We start from the raw sequence: 19,169 nt of genomic DNA, 5'->3' as shown, positions 1-19,169 counted from the left end.
CTGGTCCGCCGATCCGATGAACAGGACAGAGAGCACGATGTGTTGTGGCGCGAAGAGCATGACAGGAAGTGGTCCGTGCCGCCAGACGGAAATGTCGCCCCTGGCCGATTCGCTGTGTTGACGCGCCGAATCCCCCCGTTCGGCCGAATGGCCGACGCCGCCGCAGGGGTAGGGGGGTGCATGATGAGGTATCGGCAGCCGACGGGGGGAGGCGCGGATGGAAGCGGCCGGGGAGGGCGGTCCGGGCCACACGGTGCACAACGGCATCTCGGGAAACGCCCGGTTGTACGGGCCGACGGTGCAGGCCGGCGATGTCCACGGAGGAATCCATGTGCACGTCGCCGGGGCGGAACCGACGTCCGTTCCCCGCCAGCTACTGCGCGTCCCGCCCCACTTCACCAACCGGAAAACCGAACTCGACGAGCTGGACGGCCTTCTGCCCACCGACCCGGGCCAAGCCGGCTCGCCCAGGCTGATCGTCGTCAACGGCCCGGCCGGCATCGGCAAGACGGCCCTGGTCTCGCGTTGGCTGCATTCCCGGGAACGCGTCTTCCCGGACGGCCAGCTGTACGCGGATCTCCGCGCCCACGCCGCGGAGGGCCCGGCGGATCCGGACGACATTCTCGGTCAGTTCCTGCGGGCCCTGGGCGTCGGCCCCCCGCCGGCCGGGACGGCCGAGAAAGCCTCGCTGTGGCGGACCGCCACGGCCGGCCTGCGCCTCGCCGTCATGCTGGACAGCGCGTTCACCGCCGCGCAGATCCGGCCCCTGCTGCCCGGCGGACCGGGCGGGCTCGTGGTCGTCACCAGCAGACAGCGACTGACCGGGCTGCATCTGGACGGAGCCGCGTTCTTCCGGCTGGGAGCCCTGGGGCCGGCCGCGGGGATGGAACTGCTCACGCGCGGCCTCGGCGAGGAGCGCGTGGCCGGTGAACCCAAGGCGGTGCGGCAGGTGGTGTCCCTGTGCGCCGGACTGCCGCTCGCGGTGTGCCTGGCGTCGGCGCGGCTCGCCTCACGCCCGAGACAGCCCATCGCCGCCCTGGCCGATTCCCTCGCGCCGGACTCCGACCGCCTGGCCGCCCTGGAGATCGAGGGGGAGACCACCGTGAGCAAGGCCCTGGACGCCTCGTACGCCGTACTGGAACCCGCCGCCGCCCGCCTCTACCGCACCCTCGGCGCCCTGCCCCTGCCCACCTTCGACGTCCGCACGGCCGCCGTCGCCTGCGCGGAGTCCGAGCAGTGGGCGCAACACCGGCTGGACGAGCTGACCGAGGCCAACCTGGTGGAGGACATCGGACCGGACACCTTCCGATTCCACGATCTCGTCCGGATCCACGCCCAGTCCTGTGCCCGGACCACCGACAGCGAGGAGATCCGGAGCCGGACACTGCGGCGGGTGACCGACTGGTACCTGCGCACGGCCACCGCCGCCGAACAGCTCATCACCCCGGCGCAGTTCACCCTGCCCCGGGACTACGCCCACCCTTCGTCGGTGCCCGCGCCCTTCGGCGTCGAGCGTGAAGCCCTCGGCTGGCTCGACGCACACCGCAACCACCTGATGAACGTGCTGCGGGCGGCGGCCGCCCGGGGATGGCACACCACCGCCTGGCAACTCGTCGACGCGATGTGGCCGTTGTTCCTCCGGCTGCGCCACTACGACCTGTGGATCGAAGCGCACCGCCTCGGCCTCGAAGCCGCACGCCGCGACGCCCATGCCGACGCCGAGCGCCAGATGCTCAACTCCGGCGCGATCGGGCTCGCCGCGGCGGGCCGGACCGAGGAGGCCGCCGACTGGTACGCGAGGTCCCTGCAGGCGGCCCGCGCCGCCGGTGACGTCCGGGACGAGGGGCAGGCGCTGCTCGGACTCGGCGGCTGCCGGCTCGACGCGGGGCGGCCGGACGAGGCCCTGCGGCACCTGAACCAGGCCGTGGACGTGTGGCAGGCCTGCGGCTATCCGCGTGGCGTGGCCCTCGCCCGTATCCTCCTCGGCGAGATCGCCCTGGGGCGACAGGATCCCGCCCGGGCGATCCCCCTCTTCGCGCAGGCCCACGAGACCCTGGTCGCGGTGTCCGATCCGCACGACGCCGCCCGGGCCCTGGCCTTCCTCGGCCGGGCCCGGGCCCAGCAGGGTGACCACACCCGAGGCACCGGGCAGATGCGGGAGGCACTGGAGGTGTTCCGTGCCTCCGGCGCGGCCCACTGGCAGGCGCGGACGCTGGAGATGCTGGGGGACAGCGCCCGCGCGCGAGGAGACGGGGACGAAGCGCGCACCTGTTACGCGCGGGCCCTTTCCCTGTACGAGGTCACCAGCCCCGCCGACGCCCGCCGTCTGGAGCGGGCGGCGACGCGGCCGTGAGCGGGGCACCGGCCGGCCGTACGTAGGCCAGGTCGGCCAGCGCGTGCCCGCGGACCAGCCAGGCGTGCAGACAGGAGGCCAGCAGCGGCTGGTCGGGCGGGACCGTACCGGCCAGGACCGTCGGCGTGCCCCTCCCCGCGGCCCCGGCGACGGCCATCCACCCGCCGTCGGTCACGGGCACGGCGGCCAGAGCGCAGGCCGGATGGCGCGCCGTGACCTCGGCCAGCCAGCGGGCCGCCGCGGCGGGCGGGCGTGGCAGCCTGCCGTACAGCACGTCGGCCCAGTCGAGCCGGCGGCGTTCGGCACACGTGTCGGCGTCCACGGCGAAGTGTTCGTCCGCCGTCGGGTCCGGCAGGTACCGGCCCGCGGCGGAGCCCCACCGCACCGGACCGGCCTCGGCGACCACGTCCCCCCCGCCCCCGGCCGGCCCCATGCTCAGCCGCAGCACCGGCATGGTGCCCGGCACGGTGCCGGCGTGCGGGGCCGGGACGTCGGTCAGCAGCCTGACGACCACGTGACCGCTCATACCGCGGCCTCCCGCCCGGCCCGGGACCAGGTGCTCAGCGCCGGCGGGGCGGCGAGCGGGGCGGCCACCGCCGCGTGCGCCGGCTGCCCCAGGCCGAGCACCCGGTACAGCAGCCGCCGCATGTTCCGGTGGAACCGGCCCGGTTCGGACGTGAGGCGTGCGCCGATCGCCGCGTACTCCTCCCGCCGGTACTCGGCCGCCGCGTACTCCAGCTGGTCGACCAGCGGATGCACCGGTGACAGGGCCGGTGCCGTCACGGCGAGGGCGGCGGCCGGCGACTGCGGGTTGATCTCCTGCGAGGGCGAGGACACGAGCAGGATCGGAGCCGGCGTGAGCGTGCCGTACAGGGTGACCGATCCGTGGTCACCGATGATCCAGTCCGCGGCGATCAGTACGCTGCGCCAGTCCGCCTCCGGCGGAGCCAGCGCGATACCGGACCGGGCGCAGCGTGCCAGCCAGGCGCGGACCTGCCAGGCCCCGTGCCCGGACCAGACGTTCGGATGGGCCAGGACGACACAGCGGTAGCGCTCCGCCGGCAGTTCGGCGAGCAGGCGGGGCAGCAGTGCGGTGAGCCGGCCGAACGCCGAGTGGGTCCCCCAGGTCGAGGCGACGACCACCAGTTTCTCCGCGTCCCCGAGTCCGAGGGCCCGCCGGTACGCGGTGCGCCGCGGCAGGCTGACGGACATCCGGTCGTACGCCGGATCCCCCACGACGTGGGCGAGCGGCAGGGCCTCGGGGCAGTGCCGCGCCAGCTCCGCGAGGTCGGCGTGATGCGGCAGGACCACGGCGGCGGGCAGCTTTCCGCCCGGTGAGACGTCCTGCCGGCGCAGTCCGAACACCCCCGCCTCGGGGCCCGACCGCATGCGTTTGAGGTAGGCGGCGCCGTGCGGCAGGGTGATCACGGGGGCGGAGAGCCGTTCGACGCCCCTGGGCCCCGCCGCGACGGCCGCGTCGAACGGCGTGCGGACCGCCTCCTCCCAGGGCAGCACCGCACAGCCGAGCCGCTCGAGGAATCGCGGCACCTCGTCGCCGAACACGTGCGGGGGCGCGGTGAACGCCACCTGGACCCGGAAGTCGTCCTCCAGCAACGACAGGATGTCGACCAGTCGTTTCGCGTAGGTGACGGTGTGCGCGACGGTCAGGACCGTCCTGCGCCCGAGCAGCGTCAGCCACTGGCGCCCCGCGGCCGACGCTTCCGTGTGTAAGCCCACTGCCGACACGGTGTACCCCCGTTGTCTCTCGCGAGTCCCTTACGGGCTGTCCACCGTCGCTCTGCCCGGCCGCACGGACGGAAGGCTTGCTGCCGCCTTGCGGAAACCTTGCGGCGGTCAGATCACCAGTCCCACGTGCGCGAGCGCCTGCTTCAGCAGCACCCCGTGCCCCCCTGGCATCTCGCTCTGCACCGCCGGCGACGCGGCCTCCTGCGGGCTGAACCAGACGAGGTCCAGGGCGTCCTGGCGGGGCCGGCAGTCACCGGTCACCGGCACGATGTAGGCCAGGGAGACCGCGTGCTGGCGCGGGTCGTGGTACGGCGTGATGCCCGCCGTCGGGAAGTACTCCGCGACCGTGAACGGCTGGAGCGAGGCGGGGACGCGCGGCAGGGCGACCGGGCCGAGGTCCTTCTCCAGGTGGCGCAGCAGCGCGTCCCGGACCCGCTCGTGGTGCAGGACCCGGCCGGAGACCAGGGTCCGGCTGACCGTGCCGTCCGGGCCGATGCGCAGCAGCAGCCCGATGCTGGTGACTTCACCGCTGTCGTCCACGCGCACGGGCACGGCCTCGACGTACAGGATCGGCATCCGGGCCCTGGCCATCTCCAGCTCGTCCGTGGTCAGCCAGCCGGGCGTGGTTTCGGTCATGTCAGACATTGCTTGATCATACTTTCCGGGTGGGGCGCCCGCTGGAATCGCGGGCCGGTTCGGATACGGGCGGTCCGTACAGCCGGCGGGCGTTGTCGCGGCCCGTCCAGGCGGCGATCCGCAGGGCGTCGGCCAGGCTCAGCTCGTCGGCGTCCACGCGGTCCTGCAGCAGAGCGGCGAGGCCCTGCCGGAAGCACAGCGCGCCCAGGTGGTGGAACTCGGCCACACCATAGGCGTCGGAGCTGTACAGCAGTTTGCGGAACGGGGTGACCTCCAGCGCCTCCTCCAGCACCGCACGGCAGCGCGCCGGGCCCGTGTGGTGCAGGGCGAGACCGACGTCCAGGTACACCTGCTCGAACACCGCGGCCAGGTAGGCGGCCTGGCGGTGGTACGGCCAGCAGTGCAGCAGCAGCACCGGGACCGTGCCGGACGTCCGGTGCAGCCAGTCGGTGAGCAGGGCGGGGTCGGCGCGGTGCAGCCGCAGGTCCGCGTCACCGAAGCCGGTGTGCAGTTGCAGCGGCAGCCCCAGGTCGACGGCGGTCCACAGCAGGTGCCGTACCAGGACCGGGTCGTCGAGGCGTCCGCCCCGGGCCAGCCAGCGCCCGGCCGCCGCCGTCACCTCGGCCGCGGCGGGGCGCTCGGGATCCAGTGCGAAACCCGTGCGGTACGCCGCGACCGACTTCACCGCCACCACGCCCGGCCGGCGTACGGCCTCCTCGGCGGCGGCCCGGAACGCGGCAGCGTACGCGCCCGCCGCCACACCCCGCGCCGCCACCGACTCGGCGATCCGCTCCAGGCGTACGACCTCGCAGGCCGCGGCACCGGCCGCGGCGGCCAGTTCGCCGGGGGTGGTGAGCGGGTGCGCGGTGTAGCCGGTGTCCACGCAGAACACCTCGGCTCCGGCGGCCGTCAGGAAGCGGCGGTTGACCTCCTGCCAGCCGAGGGCCGAGCGCCGGGCCGTGTAGTCGGCGGGCGGGGCGTGCCGGGGCAGGTCCAGCAGGGGCGCGCAGTGGCGGCGCACGGCCACGCCGGCGGGGCTGTCGAAGGGGGAGACGCCCGGCCAGGCCGCGCCCTCGGTGAGCAGGGACGCGAACTCCCCGGCGGCCAGGTCGGCCGTGACCGCGCCGTGGCAGTGGTGGTCCACCAGCGGCAGCGCGGCGAGCGCCTCGTGGACCGGTCCCGGGGCGGCCATGTCAGTAGACCCAGCGGTAGGCCGCGGCCACCCGGTCGGGGTCGAGTCCGTCGACGGCCGCCGCCTCGCCGAGCCGTACGGCGGCCACCGCGTCGGAGAGGACCGGGCCCAGCGCCTCCCGCAGCACCCGGTCCGCGCGGAACTCCCCGACGGCCTCGGGCAGCGACCGCGGCAGCCGCCGTACGCCCCGGGCCGCCGCCTCCTCGGGGCCGTAGCGGGCCGGGTCGCCGGTGATCTCCTCGGGCAGGGTCCGGGCCGCCGTGATGCCGTCGAGTCCGGCGGCGATCACACAGCCGAGGGCCAGATACGGGTTGGCGGCCAGGTCCACCGGTTTGACCTCCAGGTTGGCGTCCTGGTCGTGGCGGCCGGCCGTGCCCGTGATCAGCCGCAGCGCGGCCTCGCGGGTCTCGCGTCCCCAGGCGGTGAAGACCCCGGCCCACTGGGAGGGCTTCAGCCGCAGATGGCTGGCCGGGCTCGGCGCGGTGACCGCCGTCAGCGCCGGGAGGCGGGCGAGGACCCCGGCCGCGAAGGACTCCGCCTCCGCCGTCATGCCGTACCGGCGCTCGCCGCCCGCGTGCAGGTTCACCCCGTCGCGCCAGCAGGACAGGTGCAGATGGCCGCCGTTGCCGACGCCCTCGGCGGACACCGCGGGCGCGAACGACACCCGCAGGCCGTGCCGCTGGGCCACCGCCCGGATGGTCTGGCGGACCAGCACACTGCGGTCGGCCGCGGCCACCGGGTCCTGCGCGCCCACCGAGATCTCGAACTGCCCGGGCGCGTACTCGGGGTGCAGCTGGTCGACCTCCACGCCCTGGGCGGCGCACGCGGCGAGCAGATCGGCGCCGTAGTCGCTCAGCTCGACCTGCCGGACCGCGCCGTACGCCGGCCCGGAGACCGCCGGTACGAACTCCCCGGCCGGCGCCGAGCCGAGCCCTACGGCCCACTCGATCTCGATCGCCGCCTTGAACGCGAGGCCGTGCCGCTCGGCGGCGCCGGTGACGATCCGGCGCAGGAAGGTCCGGGCGCAGCCGGGGTGCCGGTCGCCCTCCTGGGTGATCCGGTCCACCGGCGCCCAGGCCCAGCCGGGCTGCCCGGCCAGCACCACCAGCCGGTCCAGGTCCGGGTAGAGCCTCAGGTCGCCGTCGGGGGAGCCGAGAGCGTCGGTGCGGACGACGGAGTCGTCGGCGAGGAAGGTGTCGAACACCGGGGACATCCCGACGCCCCAGGACACGGCCGCCTCCAGCCGGGCCGTGGGGATCGTCTTCACCCGGCCGACGCCCGCCGTGTCGACGTACGCCAGCACGATCCCGCGGACGCCCCGCGCGGACAGCTCGGCGGTGAGGGCGGCGACCCGGCGCAGATCCCCGGGCCGGCCGCCGGGCACGGGGTCGGCGAGCGTCGTCATACGTCCTCCTCGGCGGGCTCGGCGGGCTCGATGGACTGGGGGAGACTCGGCGGACCGGCCGGCTCGGCGGGCCCGGCAACCGGCCGGCTCGGCGGGGGCGCGGCCGGCCGGGCTCAGGGTTGCACGGCGACCGCGCCGGACCACGGCACCGGCGCGGCGGACGCCGGTTCCGCGCACCACCGGGAGCAGCGCACCAGGTCCGGCCCGACCGGCTCCCGGCCGTGTCCAGCCGGGCCGGACCGGCCGTCGGGGAGGGGCCCTCGCTCACCTGTCCGCCCTTCTCACGTGCGGTGCTCCGCCGTCATTGTGCCCCCCGGTGATCGCGCTGTCCCGGGAAACGGGCACCGTGGGCGGTTCCGGGCGCGCGGAACGGATGAGGAACACTGGACCGGTATCCCCGCCGCCGACCGGAAGCAGGACACGCCCGCCATGCCCACGTCCCTCCTCGACTCCTCGCACCTGCCCGCCGGCCCCGCCGACATCCGGCTGGTCGTCACCGACATGGACGGCACGCTGCTGGACGACGCCAAGCGGATCCCCGGCGGGCTGTGGCCGATGCTCGCCGAACTGCGCCGCCGCGGGGTGCTGTTCAGCCCGGCGAGCGGCCGCCAGTACGCGACCCTGCACCGGCAGTTCGCGGAGGTCGCCGAGGGCATGGTGTTCATAGCGGAGAACGGCACGTACGTGGTCCGCGACGGTGTGGAACTCAGCTCCGACCCGCTCGACCCGGCCGTCGCCGCCGGGGTCGCCCGGACGGTACGGCGGCTGGCCGCGGGCGGCGCCGACGTCGGCGCCGTGGTCTGCGGCAAGCGGTCGGCGTACGTGGAGCGGACCGACGAGGCGTTCCTCGCGGAGGTGCGCAAGTACTACGTCGAGCACCGGATCGTGGAGGACGTCACCGCCGTCGAGGACGACGTGATCAAGGTGGCGCTCTTCGACTTCGGCCCGGTCGAGCACACCACCGCCCCGGCCCTGGCGGAGTTCGCCGCCACCCACCAGGTCGTCGTCACCGGCGAGCACTGGGTGGACGTGATGAACCGGACCGCCAACAAGGGCACCGCCCTGCGCGGTCTGCAGCAGGCGCTCGGCATCACGCCCGCGCAGACCATGGTGTTCGGCGACTACCTGAACGACCTGGAGATGCTCGACGCCGCGGAGTGGTCCTTCGCGATGGCCGGCGCTCACCCCGAGGTGATCCGCAGGGCCCGCCACCTGGCCCCGTCCAACAACGACGACGGCGTGCTGCGGACCGTGGCCCGGGTGCTCGGCCTCCCGTACGACGGGGAGAGGGCCTGAGGGTCAGGGCTTGATCGCGACCCCGCCGTACAGCGAGATCGGCCCGTCGGGCGCGCCCTCGGGCCGCCACTCGGCCACCGAGACGATCCCCGGCTCCAGCAGCCGGAGTCCCCTGAAGAAGGCGCCCACTTCCGCGTGCGTGCGCGCCACCAGCGTCACCCCGCCCGCCGCGTAGGCGGCGATCCCCTTCCGCACGTTCTCCGGCTCGAAGTCCGCCGTCATCGTGGACAGGACCAGAGCGCTGCCCGGTGCCAGCGCGCCGACCAGGGTCTCCACCAGGTCGTGGGCACCGTCCTCGTCGGCGACGAAGTGGAGCAGGGCGATGAGCGAGAGGGCCACCGGGCGGCCGAAGTCCAGGACGCGGGCGGCCTGGTGCAGGATGGCGTGCGGGTCGCGGGCGTCGGCCTGCACGTACTCCGTCACGCCCTCCGGGGTACCGCGCAGCAGCGCGTTCGCGTGGGCCAGCACGATGGGGTCGTTGTCGACGTAGACGACGCGGGCGTCCGGGACCTCGGACTGGGCGATCTGGTGCAGGTTCGGCTCGGTCGGTATGCCGGTGCCGATGTCCAGGAACTGGCGGATCCCCGTCTCCGCGGCGAGCGCCCGCGTGGTCCGGCGCATGAACGCCCGGTTGGCGCGGGCGGCCTTGGGCGCGCCCCCGTCGATCGCCGCGATCCGGCGGCCCAGTTCCTCGTCCACCGGGTAGTTGTCCTTGCCGCCGAGGAACCAGTCGTACACCCGGGCCGGGTGCGGCCGGGCCGTGTCGATGGTCTCCTGGATCTCCGGGCCGGTCCCCGTCACGTGCCGCTCCTCACCGCCTGGGGTCCCGGTGGTCGGTCCGGGACGTGCGGGAGCAGTCTGACACGATCATGCGGCGCGGCGCAGACAGTCCTCGGCCACCTCCTTGTCGAGTGCCGCCCGCACCAACGCGGCGGCCAGCACGGCCGGATGGGTGTCCCCGGCCAGCTCGGCCAGCTTGCGCGGGTCCTTCGGCAGGCCGAGCCGCTCCGCGCCGGCCAGCGCCTTGGCGTCCAGGTAGGGTGCGACATCCGGCCACACCCGCTGTGCCTCGCGCAGGAAGATGTCCGCGCCGGCCGGCCCGATGCCCGGCTCCTCCTGGAGCAGCTCCCGGAGCGTGCCGACGTCGCCCTCCGCCTCCTGGTGCAGCCGGCGCAGGTCGCCGCCCCAGCGCTCCGACAACAGCTCGGCCCCGTCGCCGAGTTGGGTGGCCGTACGCTCGTCGTAGCGGCGGTAGCCGCCGCGGCCGAGCGCGTCCACCCGCCGCTGCCGGTCGGCCTCGGCCATCCGGCGGGGGCTGTCCAGGTGCTCCTCGTGCAGCGCCCGGGCGGCGGCCACCGCCACCGAGGCCCGGATCCGGGCGCTCAGCAGCAGCGACAGCACCAGCAGCCGGTACAGCGGCTGCGGGGAGTCCTTCAGGCGGATGCCCGCCTCCTCGGCGTACGTCCGCCCGTACTCGGACACCAGCTCGTGCACGACCCGTTCGTCCCGGTCCACGGTCGGGCTCCGGCTAGGGCTTGAGCGGGTCGTGGCCCAGCGTCATCAGCCGGTGCCGGCGGCGGGTGTCCTCCGGCGTCCGCTCGGGCTCGGGTTCGTTCTCCATGTCGACCAGGTCCCCGACCGTGTCCACGACCTTGTGCATGATCCGGAGGTCGTCGTCGGTGAGGTCGGTACGGCGCTTGCGCAGGATGGCGAGGACGTGCTGCCCGGTGGGCGTGCCCGCCTCCTCCGGCAGCGGCTCCGTCTCCTCGTCGGCGTCCCGGACCTTCAGCCAGGCCGCGAGTTCCGCCGAGCTCATGTTCACCACGCGGTGGAAGTCCTCCCAGAGCGCCTCGATCTCCCAGGAGTCGGCCATGGGTCTCCCCTTTCCGGTGTGCTAGCTGGCGGCGTCGTCGCGCGGGTGGTTCTCGGCCTGGAACATCCAGCGCTGCTTCTCCAGGTCGGCCGTGACCGAGATCAGCAGGTCCTGGGTGACCGGGTCGGCCTTCTCGGTCGCCTCGATCCGCTCGCGCAGCCGTCCGACGGCCGCCTCCAGCGCGGAGACCATCAGCTCCACGACCTCGGTGTCACGAAGCCAGCCGTCCTTGGTGCCGGGCAGCGCGAAGGACGCCGCGATGGTCTCCGGCCTGCCGTCCGGCGGCACGCCCAGCGTGGCGGCGCGTTCGGCCACCGTGTCCGAGTGGGCGCGGGCCGTGGCGACCACCTCGTCCAGCTGGAGGTGGATGGACCGGAACCTCGGGCCCACGATGTTCCAGTGCGCCTGCTTGCCGATCAGCGACAGCCCGAGCAGATCGACCAGGGTCTCCTGCAGGGCGGTCCCGGTGACACCGAGCGCCTCCTCGGGCAGCGAGCTCTTGACCACGGTCATGGTGCGCGTGTCCCCTTTCGTCATGTGTCCACGGTCATGTCCGAAAGGGCGGGTGCCCGGTGGGCGGGGGAGCAAACCGGCTGATCAGCGGGGCAGCACCCGGTCCAGGAAGGCCAGTGCCTCGGCGAACGCGTCCGCCCTGCACGTCTCGTGGAACACCTCGTGACGGGCCCCCGCGAAGATCCGCTCGGTCAGCGCCCCGCCGCTCAGCCGCTCCACCCCGGTCCGGCTGCCGGCCAGCGGCACCAGCCGGTCGTCGTCGCCGTGCAGCCACAGCAGCGGCAGCCGGCCGACGTCTCCGCCCCGGTCGACGGTCTCCAGGGCCCGGGCGAAGGCCTCCACCGTCGGCCGTTTCATCGGCCCGTGCCAGACCAGCGGATCGGCCGCGTACGCGGCGCGCACGGCCGGGTCCCGGGAGAGTGCGGAGGGGCTGACGGGGGTGTCCGGGATCTCGTCCAGGGCCAGCAGCCGCCCCGGCAGCTCCCAGGCGCCGATCACCGGGCCGGACAGGATCAGCGCGCTCGGCTCGCCGCCGTACCGCTGGGCGTAGCGGGCCGCGACGAGCCCGCCCATCGAGTGGCCGACCAGGACCAGCGGCAGGCCGGGGTGGGCGGTCCGGGCCAGCTCCGCCACGGCGTGCACGTCCGTGACCACGTCCTCGAAGTCCTCGATCAGCACCCGCTCCCCGGCGGAGCGGCCGTGGCCGGCGTGGTCGGGCGCGTACACGGCGGCGCCGTGCCCGGCGAGTACGCCGGCCAGCTCCTCGTACCGGCCGGCGTGCTCGCCGTACCCGTGCACCACGAGGGCGAGGAAGCGGGGTGCCGGGTGCGGCCACTCGTGGACGGCGAGGGGGCCGTGCGTGCCGTCGAGGACGTGCGCGCGGGCGTGGGGCATCTCTCCTCCAGCTGCCTCGGTGAAGGTCCTGGGGGATCTTCCCAGCGGGGTGGTCGGGGGTCTATAGTCCAAAACTAGCAGTGCTAATTAATTGGTGCTGTGCAGGCCAGTCCGATCCACAGCGTCGTAGGTCAGGAGTCCCAGCCGTGCGTCCCGTCCACTTCGCGGCCGCCCGCCGCACCCCCATCGGCAAGCTGCGCGGAGCCCTCTCCTCCGTCCGCCCCGACGATCTGGCCGCGACCGTGATCCGCCGCCTGGTGGCCGACGTGCCCGCGCTCGACCCGGCCCGGATCGACGACGTCTACTGGGGCGCCGCGAACCAGGCGGGCGAGGACAACCGCAACGTCGCCCGCATGGCCGCCCTGCTCGCCGGACTGCCCGACTCCGTGCCCGGCGCCACCGTCAACCGGCTGTGCGCCTCCGGACTCGAAGCGGTCACCACCGCCGCCCGCACCATCGCCGCGGGCGAGGCCGACATCGTGATCGCCGGCGGCTCCGAGTCGATGAGCCGCGCCCCCTTCGTGCTGCCCCGCCCCGACGAGGCGCTGCCGCACCGCATCGAGACCCACGACACCCGGCTCGGCTGGCGGCTGGTCAACCCCGCCATGAAGGAGCTGCACGGACTGCTCTCCATGGGGGAGACCGCCGAGGAGGTCGCCGCCCGGCACGGCATCTCCCGTGCCCGGCAGGACGAGTTCGCCCTGCGCAGCCACCAGCTCGCCGCCGCGGCACGCAAGAACGGCCACTTCGACGACGAACTCCTGCCCGTCGAACGCCCCGACGGCGTCGTGGTCGAGCAGGACGAGTGCGTCCGCGAGGACACCTCGCTGGAGAAGCTGTCCCGGCTGAAGCCGGTCTTCCGCGCGGAGGGCACCGTGACCGCCGGGAACGCCTCGCCGATGAACGACGGCGCGGCCGGCCTCCTCCTGGTCAGCGAGGAGGCGCTGAACGACCTGGGCCTGGAGTCCCTCGGACGCTATGTCGCGGGCGCCTCCGCCGGCGTCCACCCCGACGTGATGGGCCTCGGCCCGGTCCCCGCCACCCGCAAGGTGCTGGCCCGCGCCGGCTGGGAGACCGGCGACCTCCAGGAGGCCGAGTTCAACGAGGCGTTCGCCGCACAGGCACTCGCCTGCGTCGACCAGCTCGGCATCGACCCCGACCTGGTCAACCCCACCGGCGGCGCCATCGCCCTCGGCCACCCCCTCGGCTGCTCCGGCGCCCGCATCCTCACCACCCTGCTGCACCGGATGCGGCGCACGGGCGCGGAGCGCGGGCTCGCGACCATGTGCGTGGGCGTGGGACAGGGGACCGCGGTGCTGGTCGAGAGGGACTAGAGCGTCACCGACGGGGGCTCCCTCCAGGGGAATTCGCAACACGAGCCGCAGCAGCAAGGAAACGGAGCAGCACTCCATGGCCACCCTGTCCGTCGCCGCCATCCTCGCCGAGAACGCCCGGCGCCGCCCCGGCAAGACCGCCCTCGTCGAAGGCGATCTGCGGCTCACCTTCGCCGAGGTCTGGCAGCGCGCGCTGGCCCAGGCGGGCGCGCTCACCGGGCTCGGCGTCCGGCCCGGCGACCGGGTCGCCCTCATGGCTCCCAACACCGCCGAGTTCCCGGTCGCCTACTACGCGATCGCGGCGGCGGGCGGGGTCGTCGTCCCCGTGCACCTGCTGCTGTCGTCCGGCGAGGTCGAGCACGTCCTGCGGGACAGCGGGGCCACGCTGCTGCTCGTCCACCCGGGGCAGGCGGAGACCGGCCGTGCCGCGGCCGAGGCGGCCGGCGTCCGGGTCTTCACGCTGGGCGGAGAGTTCGGGAAGCTCGCCGCCGACGCCGAGCCCCTCGCGTCGTACGTCACCCGGGCCGCCGACGACCCGGCGGTCGTCTTCTACACCAGCGGTACGACCGGTGTCCCCAAGGGTGCCGTCCTCAGCCACTTCAACCTGGTGATGAACGCGACCGTCAACGCCTTCGACGCCAACGACATCCGCGCCGACGACATCGCCCTCGGCGCGCTGCCGCTGTTCCACGCCTTCGGCCAGACGGTGTCGCTGAACTCCACCTGGCGGGCCGGCGCCACGCTCGTGCTGCTGCCCCGCTTCGACGCGGCCCGGGCCATCGAGCTGATGGTGAAGGAGGGCGTCAACACCTTCCACGGCGTGCCGACCATGTTCGTCGCGCTCGCGGCGGCGGCCGCCGACGCCGCCCGGCTCCCCGCGCTGCGGGTGTGCGTCTCCGGCGGGGCCTCGCTCCCGGTCGCCGTGCTGGAGCGGTTCGAGGCCGCGTTCGGGGCGAAGATCTACGAGGGGTACGGGCTGTCGGAGACCTCGCCGACCGCCACCGTCAACCAGCCGGTGTTCGGCACCCGGGCCGGCACCATCGGCCACCCCCTGTGGGGCATCGACGTGGAGATCGCCCGCGCCGAGGTGGAGGGCCGGATCGAGCTGCTGCCGCCCGGGGAGCTGGGCGAGGTCGTCATCCGCGGCCACAACGTCTTCTCCGGATACCTCGGCCGCCCCGAGGCCACCGCCGAGGCCCTGGTGGACGGCTGGTTCCGCACCGGTGACCTCGGCACCAAGGACGACGAGGGCTTCCTGCGGATCGTCGACCGGAAGAAGGACGTCATCATCCGCGGCGGCTACAACGTCTATCCGCGGGAGGTCGAGGAGGTGCTGATGCGCCACCCGGAGATCGCCCAGGTCGCCGTCATCGGCCTGCCCGACGAGCTGCACGGCGAGGAGGTGTGCGCCGTCGTCGTCCCGGCAGAGGGCACCACGCCGGACGCCGCCGCGCTCACCGAGTGGTCCAAGGAGCACCTCGGCAAGCACAAGTACCCGCGGCGCGTGGAGTTCACGGACGCGCTGCCGCTCGGGCCGAGCATGAAGGTGCTGAAGCGGGAGCTGCGGACGCGGTACACGGGCCGTTAGGCGGTACGCGGGCCGCCACGCCGGGACCGGTCTGCGAGACGTCGCTTACGCCGTACGGATGCGTGCGCATAGCATCGGTCACTCCATGAACACGATGACGCTCTGGCACATATCCGGCTGGGGGTTCGCGGCGCTCGCCTTCGCGGCCCTGCTCGTCGGCTTCTCCAAGACGGCGGTCAGCGGGGCCAACACGGTCAGCCTCGCGATCTTCGCGGCGGTGCTGCCCGCCCGTGCCTCCACCGGCGTGCTGCTGCCGGTACTGATCGCCGGCGACGTGCTCGCCGTCCTCACCTACCGACGGCACGCGCACTGGCCCACGCTGTGGCGGTTGTTCCCGGCCGTGGCGGCGGGCGTGGTGGCCGGCACGCTGTTCCTGGTGTGGGCCGACGACGGGATCGTACGGACCTCGATCGGCGCGATCCTGCTGCTGATGGCCGGGGTGACGGTGTGGCGTCGGCGGACGGCCGAGACCCCGGAGGAACCGGACGCGGTCGTCACCCGCGCGGGCCGGATGAAGGCCCGCTCGTACGGCGTGCTCGGCGGGTTCACGACGATGGTCGCCAACGCGGGCGGCCCGGTGATGTCGCTGTACCTGCTGTCCGCGGGCTTCCGGAAGCTCGGCTTCCTGGGGACCTCCGCCTTCTTCTTCCTCATCGTGAACATCTCGAAGGTGCCGTTCAGCGCGGGCCTGGGTCTGATCGACGGGCGCTCCCTGCTCCTCGACGCCGCACTCGCGGTGTTCGTCGTGCCCGGTGCGCTGTTCGGCAAGTGGGCCGTGAACCGGATCAACCAGCGTCTCTTCGAGCAGCTCGTGATCGCGGCGACGGTCGTGGGCGGCCTGCAGCTGCTACTCCGCTAGCCCCAGCAGCCGCGGCACGTCCGCGAAGGAGTCCACCACGTGGTCCGGGGTGCCGCTCGCCTGCTCGTGCGTCTCCGGCTGGTACTTGCCCGTCCTCACCAGCACCCCGGTGAGCCCGGCCCGCTGGGCCGCGAGCACGTCCGACTCGATGTCGTCCCCGACCATCACCGCCTGCTCCGCACCCACCCCCAGCCGGGCCAGCGCCGCCTCGAAGAACGCCCGGGACGGCTTGCCCGTCACCTCCGCCTCCACCCGCGCCGCCCGCTCCAGACCGAGCAGGAAGGCCCCCGAGTCCAGTTGCAGCCCGGCGTCGGTCCGCCAGTACAGGTTGCGGTGCATGGCGACCAGCCGCGCACCCCGCTGCAGTTCGCCGAAGGCCCGGTTCAGCGCCGGGTAGTCGAACCCGGGTCCGGCCCCGCCGACCACGACCACGTCGGCACCCTCCTCGACCAGGGTGACATCGCCGAGGTCCGCGCCGATGTCCCCGCTGTTGAGCAGCAGACAGCGGGCGCCCGGACAGTGCTCGGCGAGGTGGGCGGCGGTGACGGCGGGCGCGGTCAGCACGTCCCCGGGGTCCACCTCGAAACCGGCCTCCGACAGCGTCCCGGCGATCGACACCCGGGTCCGGGAGGTCGTGTTGGTCACCAGGGCCACGCCGAGCCCGGCCGCGCGGAGGGCACGCAGCGCCGCCACCGCACCGGGCAGCGGCTTCCAGGACACGGTCAGGACGCCGTCGATGTCGATCAGAACGGCACGCACGGGCTCCTCGGCTTCCATGGCCCGACCGTAGCGACCCGGGCACCGATCCGCCCCGCACGACCTCGTACGCTCACCCCTATGCCCGCCACCCCCGCGCCGGCCGACGGCCCGGCATCCGCCGCCGCCCCGGTGCCGTCCGCCCCTGTGCCGGCCGGTGGCCCGGTGCCGTCCGCCACTCCTGTGCCGGCCGGTGGCCCGGTGTCCGCCGCCGCCCCCGGGCCCTCTGCCCCCGCACCTGCCGGCGGCCCGGTGCCCGCCACCCCCGCGCCGGCCGACGGCCCGGCATCCGCCGCCGCCCCGGTGCCGTCCGCCCCCGGGCCGGCCGGTGGCCCGGTGCCGTCCGTCGCTCCTGTGCCGGCCGGTGGCCCGGTGTCCGCCGTCGCCCCCGGGCCCTCTGCCCCCGCATCTGCCGGCGGCCCGGTGCCCGCCACACCTGCGCCCGCCGCCCCCGCCCCCGCCCCCGTACCCACGCACGTCCTCGTGCTCGGCGGCACCACCGAGGCCCGCCGCCTCGCCGCCGACCTCGCCGCCCGGCCGGGTGTCCGCGTCACCACCTCGCTCGCGGGCCGGGTCACCCGGCCCGCGGCACTGCCCGGCGAGGTGCGGTCCGGCGGTTTCGGCGGGCCGGAGGGGCTGGCCGACTGGCTGCGCGCACACCGGGTGGACGCCCTGGTGGACGCCACCCACCCCTTCGCCGCGTCGATCACCGCCCATGCGGCCCTGGCGGCGCGCGCAACGGGCGTCCCCGCCGTGGTCCTGCGCCGCCCCGGCTGGCGGCCGGGCCCCGGAGACCGCTGGTACGACGTCCCGTCCCTGGCCGGGGCCGCCGAGGCCCTGCCCGGACTCGGCCGCCGGGTGTTCCTCAGCACCGGGCGCCTCGGCCTCGCCGCCTTCGCCGGGCTGACCGGCCTGCACTTCCTCGTCCGGTCGGTGGAGCCGCCCGAGCCGCCCCTGCCGCCGGACACCGACGTCCTCCTGGCCCGCGGCCCGTTCACGGTCGCCGGCGAGACCGAACTCCTGCGCGCGCACCGGATCGACGTCCTCGTCACCAAGGACAGCGGAGGCGAGGCCACGGCCGCGAAACTGACCGCCGCACGCGACCTCGGTCTGCCGGTGGTCGTCGTCCGCCGGCCCCCGCTCCCCGAGGGCGTGCGGGCCGAGCCCGACGTGCCGAGCGTGCTGGCCCGGCTGGGTTTCGCGGGGACCGCGGCACCGGAAGCCCGGCCGCGCTCCTGAACACCGGGCTTTGGCAGTCGGCCCGGGCTCCCGAGCACCGCGCTTCGGCGTCCCGGCGGTACCGGGCCGGTCAGTCCTCCGGTGTCGGCCGGCCCCGCTCGGGATGCCGGCGCAGCAGGTACGTGTCCATGATCCAGCCCTTCCGCTCCCGGGCCTCCGCCCGGACCCGCTCGATGCGCGGACCGGCCTCGGCGATCGGCCCGGAGACCAGGATCTCGTCCGGCGTGCCGATGTAGGCGCCCCAGTAGATGTCCATGTCCTCCTCGGCGTACCGCCGGAAGGCCTGGTGCGCGTCCAGCATCACGACCACGTCGTCCACGCCCTCCGGGAAGCCCTCGGCCAGCCGCCGCCCGGTGGTGATCTGCACCGGCCGGGCAACCCGGTTCAGCCCCGTGCGGTGCCGGGCGACCAGCGCGGAGACACTGCTGACGCCGGGCACCACGTCGTACTCGAACCGCACCGCCCCGCGCTCCAGCACCTCCTCCAGGATCGCCAGCGTGCTGTCGTACAGCGCCGGGTCCCCCCACACCAGGAAGGCGCCGGTGCCGTCCTCGCCCAGTTCGTCCGCGATCAGCCGCTCGTAGATCCCGGCGCGGGCGCTGCGCCAGTCCCCGACGGCCGGCGAGTAGGCCGGCCCGCCCGCCGCCCGGTCCCGCTCCGGGTCGCGGGCCTCCACCACCCGGTACGACCCCTTGGGCAGATGTGCGTCCAGCATGTCCCGTCGGAGCCGGGTGAGATCGCTCTTCACCTCGCCCTTGTCGAGCAGGAAGAACACCTCCGTGCTCCGCAGCGCCTTGACCGCCTGCAGGGTCAGCTGGTCGGGGTCGCCCGCGCCGATACCGATGACATGAATCCTTCGCACGTCCCGAGTCTGCCGCACGCCACTGACAGCGCGTCCACCGCCTCCGCACGCACGGCGACGGCCACCGGTCAGGGCCCCAGCCGGGGAGCCTCGGCGCGCGGGTCCACCGGCGCCGGGTCCTGCTCCACCCGCCCGGCCAGCTGCCGTGCCCACCGGGTGAGGCCCGGCAGGTCCAGCCCGTACGGCCGGTCCTCACCCCGCTCCACCGCCCACTCCTCGACCGCGCCCGCCCCCCGCAGCAGCAGCCGCGCACCGCCGACGGCGTTCCCGCGGGCCGCGTGGGTGAGCCCCACCGCCAGCTGGGCCAGCCCCCGCCACAGGGCACGCTCATCCTCGGGGCCCGCCTTCCAGGCGTCCTCGAACACCTCGTGCGCGTGGAACGGCCGCCCCGAGGCCAGCAGCTCCTGCGCCTCGGCGACCGTCTCCGACGGCGCCCGCGGAACGCCCTCCGGCTGCCGGGGGACCCCCTCGGCGCCGTACGGCAGCGGGCGCCCGAGCCCGTCCCGGGGCCGCGCGTTCCGGGCCCGCCCGGTCAGGTCCCGGTCCCTGGCATCCGATCCGCCCGCGTTCGTCATACCGCCGATTGTCCCTCGCCCCGCCCGGGCCTTCTTCGGCACACCCCC

At 74.6% G+C, this 19,169-nt stretch carries 19 protein-coding genes; 6 read left to right on the top strand and 13 right to left on the bottom strand.

Annotation, left to right across the window (positions count from 1 at the left end; all coding sequences use genetic code 11):
• Window positions 1-217 precede the first annotated feature (217 nt).
• Complete coding sequence (locus IEZ20_RS26075; protein ID WP_189302988.1) at window positions 218-2,353, top strand: tetratricopeptide repeat protein; 2,136 nt, start codon at window positions 218-220, stop codon at window positions 2,351-2,353.
• On the opposite strand, the gene IEZ20_RS26070 is transcribed toward IEZ20_RS26075, so the two are convergent.
• The 5 genes from IEZ20_RS26070 to IEZ20_RS26050 all read right to left on the bottom strand — a co-directional run bounded on the left by IEZ20_RS26070 (window position 2,301) and on the right by IEZ20_RS26050 (window position 7,332).
• Entirely contained in the window at window positions 2,301-2,879 is a 579-nt protein-coding gene (locus IEZ20_RS26070) for a hypothetical protein (protein WP_189302986.1), read from the bottom strand. The genes IEZ20_RS26075 and IEZ20_RS26070 overlap by 53 nt on opposite strands.
• Window positions 2,876-4,099, bottom strand: coding sequence for a hypothetical protein (locus IEZ20_RS26065; RefSeq protein WP_189302985.1), 1,224 nt, complete (start codon window positions 4,097-4,099; stop codon window positions 2,876-2,878). The genes IEZ20_RS26070 and IEZ20_RS26065 overlap by 4 nt, the downstream gene beginning before the upstream one ends.
• Before the next feature lie 108 nt (window positions 4,100-4,207).
• The gene (locus tag IEZ20_RS26060) at window positions 4,208-4,735 is read right to left on the bottom strand and encodes an NUDIX hydrolase family protein (RefSeq protein ID WP_189303220.1); all 528 of its coding nucleotides are present in this window, start codon (window positions 4,733-4,735) and stop codon (window positions 4,208-4,210) included.
• A gap of 16 nt (window positions 4,736-4,751) precedes the next feature.
• A complete protein-coding gene (locus IEZ20_RS26055; protein ID WP_189302984.1) occupies window positions 4,752-5,927 on the bottom strand; it encodes an amidohydrolase family protein in 1,176 nt (391 codons plus the stop codon).
• 1 nt (window position 5,928) lies between these two features.
• Window positions 5,929-7,332, bottom strand: coding sequence for a type I glutamate--ammonia ligase (locus IEZ20_RS26050; RefSeq protein WP_189302983.1), 1,404 nt, complete (start codon window positions 7,330-7,332; stop codon window positions 5,929-5,931).
• A 429-nt stretch (window positions 7,333-7,761) separates the two neighbouring features.
• Here IEZ20_RS26050 and IEZ20_RS26045 point away from each other — a divergent pair, with 429 nt between their 5' ends.
• Window positions 7,762-8,628, top strand: coding sequence for a Cof-type HAD-IIB family hydrolase (locus tag IEZ20_RS26045; protein ID WP_189302981.1), 867 nt, complete (start codon window positions 7,762-7,764; stop codon window positions 8,626-8,628).
• 3 nt (window positions 8,629-8,631) lie between these two features.
• Here IEZ20_RS26045 and IEZ20_RS26040 read toward each other — a convergent pair whose 3' ends face one another.
• From IEZ20_RS26040 to IEZ20_RS26020, 5 genes are all read right to left on the bottom strand, one after another.
• A complete protein-coding gene (locus tag IEZ20_RS26040; RefSeq protein WP_189302978.1) occupies window positions 8,632-9,429 on the bottom strand; it encodes an SAM-dependent methyltransferase in 798 nt (265 codons plus the stop codon).
• A gap of 66 nt (window positions 9,430-9,495) precedes the next feature.
• The gene (locus IEZ20_RS26035) at window positions 9,496-10,143 is read right to left on the bottom strand and encodes an HhH-GDP family DNA glycosylase (protein WP_189302976.1); all 648 of its coding nucleotides are present in this window, start codon (window positions 10,141-10,143) and stop codon (window positions 9,496-9,498) included.
• Window positions 10,144-10,156: 13 nt separating this feature from the next.
• Window positions 10,157-10,501, bottom strand: coding sequence for a DUF3140 domain-containing protein (locus IEZ20_RS26030; RefSeq protein WP_189302974.1), 345 nt, complete (start codon window positions 10,499-10,501; stop codon window positions 10,157-10,159).
• 21 nt (window positions 10,502-10,522) lie between these two features.
• Window positions 10,523-11,014: a Dps family protein gene (locus IEZ20_RS26025; RefSeq protein ID WP_189303218.1), complete on the bottom strand. Its 492-nt coding sequence runs from the start codon at window positions 11,012-11,014 to the stop codon at window positions 10,523-10,525.
• An 84-nt stretch (window positions 11,015-11,098) separates the two neighbouring features.
• Window positions 11,099-11,908, bottom strand: coding sequence for an alpha/beta hydrolase (locus IEZ20_RS26020; RefSeq protein WP_189302972.1), 810 nt, complete (start codon window positions 11,906-11,908; stop codon window positions 11,099-11,101).
• 146 nt (window positions 11,909-12,054) lie between these two features.
• Here IEZ20_RS26020 and IEZ20_RS26015 point away from each other — a divergent pair, with 146 nt between their 5' ends.
• From IEZ20_RS26015 to IEZ20_RS26005, 3 genes are all read left to right on the top strand, one after another.
• Window positions 12,055-13,242, top strand: a complete 1,188-nt coding sequence (locus tag IEZ20_RS26015) for a thiolase family protein (RefSeq protein ID WP_189302970.1) — start codon at window positions 12,055-12,057, stop codon at window positions 13,240-13,242.
• A 76-nt stretch (window positions 13,243-13,318) separates the two neighbouring features.
• On the top strand, window positions 13,319-14,830 hold the full coding sequence (locus IEZ20_RS26010) for a long-chain-fatty-acid--CoA ligase (RefSeq protein ID WP_189302968.1): 1,512 nt from the start codon (window positions 13,319-13,321) through the stop codon (window positions 14,828-14,830).
• Window positions 14,831-14,915: 85 nt separating this feature from the next.
• Window positions 14,916-15,689, top strand: coding sequence for a sulfite exporter TauE/SafE family protein (locus tag IEZ20_RS26005; protein ID WP_189302966.1), 774 nt, complete (start codon window positions 14,916-14,918; stop codon window positions 15,687-15,689).
• Here the strand turns inward: IEZ20_RS26005 and IEZ20_RS26000 are convergent.
• Complete coding sequence (locus IEZ20_RS26000; RefSeq protein ID WP_189302964.1) at window positions 15,678-16,466, bottom strand: HAD-IIA family hydrolase; 789 nt, start codon at window positions 16,464-16,466, stop codon at window positions 15,678-15,680. The genes IEZ20_RS26005 and IEZ20_RS26000 overlap by 12 nt on opposite strands.
• Before the next feature lie 402 nt (window positions 16,467-16,868).
• On the opposite strand from IEZ20_RS26000, the gene IEZ20_RS25995 reads away from it, so the two are divergent.
• Window positions 16,869-17,684, top strand: coding sequence for a cobalt-precorrin-6A reductase (locus IEZ20_RS25995; RefSeq protein ID WP_189302962.1), 816 nt, complete (start codon window positions 16,869-16,871; stop codon window positions 17,682-17,684).
• Window positions 17,685-17,754: 70 nt separating this feature from the next.
• On the opposite strand, the gene cobF is transcribed toward IEZ20_RS25995, so the two are convergent.
• Together cobF and IEZ20_RS25985 are read right to left on the bottom strand one after the other, a co-directional pair.
• Entirely contained in the window at window positions 17,755-18,546 is a 792-nt protein-coding gene (cobF, locus tag IEZ20_RS25990; RefSeq protein ID WP_189302960.1) for a precorrin-6A synthase (deacetylating), read from the bottom strand.
• Window positions 18,547-18,614: 68 nt separating this feature from the next.
• Window positions 18,615-19,121 (bottom strand): DUF309 domain-containing protein, encoded by a 507-nt coding sequence (locus tag IEZ20_RS25985; RefSeq protein ID WP_189302958.1) that lies wholly within the window; start codon window positions 19,119-19,121, stop codon window positions 18,615-18,617.
• Window positions 19,122-19,169 lie beyond the last annotated feature (48 nt).

Origin of the sequence: Streptomyces cinerochromogenes (assembly GCF_014648635.1) — a bacterium.
Lineage (GTDB): Bacteria > Actinomycetota > Actinomycetes > Streptomycetales > Streptomycetaceae > Streptomyces > Streptomyces cinerochromogenes.
The sequence above is the reverse complement of the archived record's forward strand: the minus strand, read 5'-3'. Positions and strand labels throughout refer to the sequence as shown.